This is a genomic window from Streptomyces sp. DH37 (assembly GCF_029813835.1).
In the GTDB taxonomy this organism is placed as follows: Bacteria; Actinomycetota; Actinomycetes; order Streptomycetales; family Streptomycetaceae; genus Streptomyces.
On the sequence record NZ_JARVKV010000129.1, the window covers coordinates 1 to 4,502 of the forward strand.

Genomic DNA, 4,502 nt, shown 5'->3' on the forward strand with positions numbered 1-4,502 from the left:
GACCGGCCCGGTCCCCGCGGCCGGGCCGCGGCGGGTCAGTCGCCGTCCTCCTCCCAGCCGAAGCTGCGCTCGACGGCCTTGCGCCAGTTGCGGTGCTCCCGCTCCCGCGTCCCGGCGTCCATCCGGGGGGTCCACTCGGCGTCCTTCTTCCAGTGGGCCTTGAGCTCGTCCAGGTCCGACCAGACCCCGGTGGCCAGGCCGGCCGCGTACGCCGCGCCCAGACAGGTGGTCTCGGAGACCACCGGCCGGATCACCGGCACCCCGAGCACGTCCGCCTGGTGCTGCATCAGCAGCCCGTTGGCGGTCATGCCGCCGTCCACCTTGAGGCTGGTGATCTCCACCCCGGAATCCTGGTACATCGCGTCGACGACCTCGCGCGTCTGCCAGCTCGTCGCCTCCAGCACCGCCCGCGCCAGGTGCGCCTTGGTGACGTAGCGGGTCAGGCCGGTGATGACGCCGCGCGCGTCCGAGCGCCAGTACGGGGCGAACAGGCCGGAGAAGGCCGGGACGATGTACGCGCCGCCGTTGTCCTCCACGCTCGCCGCCAGGGACTCGATCTCGGCGGCCTCCCGGATGATCCCGAGCTGGTCCCGGAACCACTGCACCAGGGCCCCGGTGATGGCGATCGACCCCTCCAGGCAGTAGACGGGCCGCTCGCCGCCGAGCCGGTAGCCCACCGTGGTCACCAGGCCGCTCTTGGAGGCCACCGGGCGGTGGCCGGTGTTCAGCAGCAGGAACGAGCCGGTGCCGTAGGTGTTCTTGGCGTCGCCGACGTCGTAGCAGGTCTGGCCGAAGACGGCCGCCTGCTGATCGCCGAGCGCGGAGGCCACCGGCACCCCGGTGCTCGTCCCGACCGCGGTGGTTCCGTACACCTCGGCCGAGGAGCGGATCTCGGGCAGCATCGCCTCCGGCACGCCCATGGCGTCCAGGATCGAGGAGTCCCACTGCAGGGTCTCCAGGTTCATCAGCATGGTCCGGCTGGCGTTGGTGACGTCCGTGACGTGCACGCCGCCCTCCGTGCCGCCGGTGAGGTTCCAGATCAGCCAGGAGTCCATGGTGCCGAAGGCGATCTCGCCCGCCTCGGCGCGCTTGCGCAGCCCGGGCACCTTCTCCAGCAGCCAGGCGGCCTTCGGCCCGGAGAAGTAGCTGGCCAGCGGGAGCCCGGTCCGGTCGCGGAACCGGTCCTGCCCGACGTCCCCGCCCAGCTCCCGGCAGAGCGCGGAGGTGCGGGTGTCCTGCCAGACGATGGCGTTGTGGACCGGCCTGCCGGTGGAGCGGTCCCAGAGCACGGTCGTCTCGCGCTGGTTGGTGATGCCCAGCGCGCCCAGGTCGCGGGCGCGCAGCCCCGCCTTGGCGAGCGCTCCCGCGACCACCGCCTGGACCTTGGACCAGATCTCGGTGGCGTCGTGCTCCACCCAGCCGGGTTTGGGGAAGATCTGCTGGTGCTCGCGCTGGTCGACGGCGACGATCGCGCCGTCGTGGTCGAAGATGATGCAGCGGCTCGACGTGGTGCCCTGGTCGATCGCGGCGACGTAGGTGCGTGCTGTGTCGGTCATGACGGTTTCCTCCGGTCCCCTTCTGCTGGTCGTCCTCGGCCCTTCCGCCTTCCCGGTCCCTCCCCGGCTCAGAAGGCGAGGTTGTAGATGAGTGCCCCGAGGACGCCGCCGATGATCGGTCCCACCACGGGGACCCAGGAGTACCCCCAGTCGGAGGTGCCCTTGTTGGGGATGGGCAGCAGCGAGTGGACGATGCGGGGCCCGAGGTCGCGGGCCGGGTTGATGGCGTAACCGGTGGGGCCGCCCAGGGACAGGCCGATCCCGACGACCAGCAGCGCGACGATGAGGATCAGGGTGCCGGACTCGCCCAGCCCCCTGGTCAGGCCGAAGGCCAGGATCGGCAGCACCAGGGCGATCGTCGCGATGATCTCGGTGACCAGGTTGGCCACCGGACTGCGGATCTCGGGGATGGTCGAGAAGATGCCGAGGGTCGGCGCCGCGGTGTCCTGGTCGCGGTTGGCCGCGAACTGCGCGTAGTAGACCAGCCAGGCCAGTACGGCCCCCAGCATCGCGCCGACGATCTGGCCCGCGATGTAGACCGGAACCTTGTCCCAGTTCTCGCCGGTCTGCGTGGCGATCCCGACGGTCACGGCCGGGTTGATGTGCCCTCCGGACAGGGGCGCCGCGGTGTAGGCGCCGGCGAGCACGCCGAAACCCCACCCGAAGGCGATGACGATCCACCCCGCGTTCTGCGCCTTGGAGTGGTTGAGCGTGATGGCGGCGCAGACCCCCGCGCCGAAGAGGATCAGGATCGCCGTTCCGATGATCTCGCCGAGGAAGATGTCGCCGTTGGGAAGGTTCATTGCCGCTCCTCCGTGCCCTCACCCCGGACAGCGGCCCCGGGCGTCCCTGCGGGGTGCGTTGTGCCGTGCCCGCGGATGCCGGGTGGCACGGCGGAGCCGCGCCCCGCCCGGCATCCGCGACGAGCGTGCGTGTTCGGCGGAACCGCCCCGGGAAGTATCGGCCGGGGAGACCGACATGCGGCGATACCGTCTGATAATCGGAAGTGTTCACCCGCCTGGGAGGAGCGTCAAGGCAGTGGGTACGGCGGGCGGTCCGGCCCGCCGCGCGCCCCGCGGGCGGCCGTACGGCGTACCGGCCGCGTCGGCCGGACGGGGCCTGACGGCCCGGCGGGCGGATCAGCCCGCGCCCGGGCGCGGCATCCGGGTGAGCTGGTTCAGCCCCGGGGCGTCCTCCATGCGGCTGTCGGCCAGCGCCCTGATCACCTCGGCCAGCCGCACCACTCCCACGCACCGCCCCGCCTCGTCCACGACCGCCACGTCGTCGGCCGTGCGGCTGCCGTCGCCGGCGGCCACCACGTCGAGCACCTCCCAGGCGGTGGCCCCCACCCGGACCGTGCGCGGCCGGTCCGCGAGCCGGACCGCGGGCCGGTCGGCGTACAGGGCGTGGCCGTACCGGCCCGACATCGCCAGCAGGAAGCGGTCCCGGTCCACCGCGCGCACCGGCACCCCGTCGGGGTCCACCAGCATCACCCCGGTCACCTCCGGCGAGCCGGTGAGCAGCGCCCGCACCTGGGCGGCGGAGGCCGACAGCGGCAGCAGGGCCGCGGGGTGCAGGAACTCGGCGACCGGCGGTCCCCCCGAGCCGGCCCCGGCCGGGGGAGCGGCGGGAGGGCAGACCGGCAGGTGGACCTCGACGACGGGACGGCGCGCGGGCGGGGCGAACAGGTGGCCCTGCGCCAGGTGCGCGCCGGCCGCCCGCGCGGTCGCGTACTGCAGTTCGGTCTCCACGCCCTCGACGGCCAGCAGCGCGCCGGCACCGTCGCAGAACCGCCGCAGCCCGGCGACCGCCGCGCGGTACGCGGGCCGGTGCGGCAGCCCGGCCACGACCGCCGCGTCCACCTTGAGCAGGTCGGGGGAGAGGTCGGCGAGCAGCAGCAGCGGCAGATCGCCCGCGCCGACCCCGTCCACGCAGATCCGGAAGCCGTCCTCGCGCAGCGCGCCGGCCGCCGGGACCAGCGCCTCGCGCGGTACGCGCTCCGGCTGCGGGGTGATGTCGAGCGTCACCTCCCACGGGCGGCGGCCGGCGTCCCGGACGGCCCGGCGCAGCGCGGTGAGGTCCCCCAGGTGGGCGAGGGTGGCGGCGAAGACGTTGACGTGGAGCGGCAGCAGCCCCTCCTGGCGGGCGGCGGACCGCAGCGCCAGCGCGGCCAGCTCGGCGTCCAGCTCCGGATCGCGGCGCGCCCGGGCCACGACGTCGCCCTTCTCGGAGCGGGCCAGGACCTCCAGGGCCGTCACGGAACCGGTCCCGAGGTCCACGACCGGCTGGTAGGCGAATCGGAGTTGGCTCGTCCAGGCACGCACGGCACCAGCATCCTGCCCCGGGCGGCGCCCGGAGGGGTTGTTCGCGCAGAGTTCACGCGCATTTCCGCGGTGCGGGACCGGCGGCGGCGGCGCGTCGGCGGCGGTCCGGGAAATGTCGCGAACGGGTGACAGCGCGCCGGTCCGCGAACCGTTTCCGGGCGGACCCGCGTCCCCACCACCGGACGACGGCGGTACGGGACCCACGGGGGTGGCTCCGTACCGCCGTTCCGCGTTCCGGCGCCGGGTCCTCCGCCGCGCGGGCCGCGCCGGGCCGTCCGCCGCCGGAACGCGGCCCGCTCAGCGGCCGGTGAGCGACCTGGGGTGCACGGGGAAGTCGAAGTAGGTGTCGGGGAACGGCTCCGGCCGGAAGGAGTAGTGCCACCACTCCGCCTCGTAGTTCACGAAGCCCACCTCCTCCAGCGTCCCCTTCAGCAGCAGCCGGTTGGCCCGCTGCTCCCCGGTGACGCGCGGGTCCAGCGTGTGCGACAGGGTGTCGAAGCAATTCGAGTTCCCATAGACACATACACTCCTGTGAGTGATCGGAGCAGGTCACCCAGCTCGTCACCCGCCGGCGGGCCCGGGCACGAAAGAACCCGCCCGCCCGCGACGGGGGACGCGGACG

The 4,502-nt window shown here is 73.7% G+C and carries 2 protein-coding genes and 2 pseudogenes; all 4 read right to left on the reverse strand.

Translation table 11 applies throughout. From position 1 onward, the window contains the following. Positions 1 to 35 precede the first annotated feature (35 nt). On the reverse strand, positions 36 to 1,556 hold the full coding sequence (gene glpK, locus QC029_RS30195; RefSeq protein ID WP_279559036.1) for a glycerol kinase GlpK: 1,521 nt from the start codon (positions 1,554 to 1,556) through the stop codon (positions 36 to 38). 68 nt (positions 1,557 to 1,624) lie between these two features. After that, positions 1,625 to 2,359 carry an MIP/aquaporin family protein gene (locus tag QC029_RS30200; RefSeq protein WP_279559037.1) on the reverse strand — a complete coding sequence of 245 codons (735 nt, stop codon included), beginning with the start codon at positions 2,357 to 2,359 and terminating at the stop codon, positions 1,625 to 1,627. A 354-nt stretch (positions 2,360 to 2,713) separates the two neighbouring features. Further along, positions 2,714 to 3,880, reverse strand: a pseudogene (locus QC029_RS30205) (EAL domain-containing protein); the annotation flags it as partial. Positions 3,881 to 4,177: 297 nt separating this feature from the next. Next, positions 4,178 to 4,384: pseudogene (locus tag QC029_RS30210) on the reverse strand (M15 family metallopeptidase); the annotation flags it as partial. Positions 4,385 to 4,502 lie beyond the last annotated feature (118 nt).

Excerpts from the sequence above, each read along its gene's own strand:
- QC029_RS30200 (WP_279559037.1), bottom strand. The coding sequence starts at position 2,359 with ATGAACCTTCCCAACGGCGACATCTTCCTCGGCGAGATCATCGGAACG.
- glpK (WP_279559036.1), bottom strand. The coding sequence starts at position 1,556 with ATGACCGACACAGCACGCACCTACGTCGCCGCGATCGACCAGGGCACC.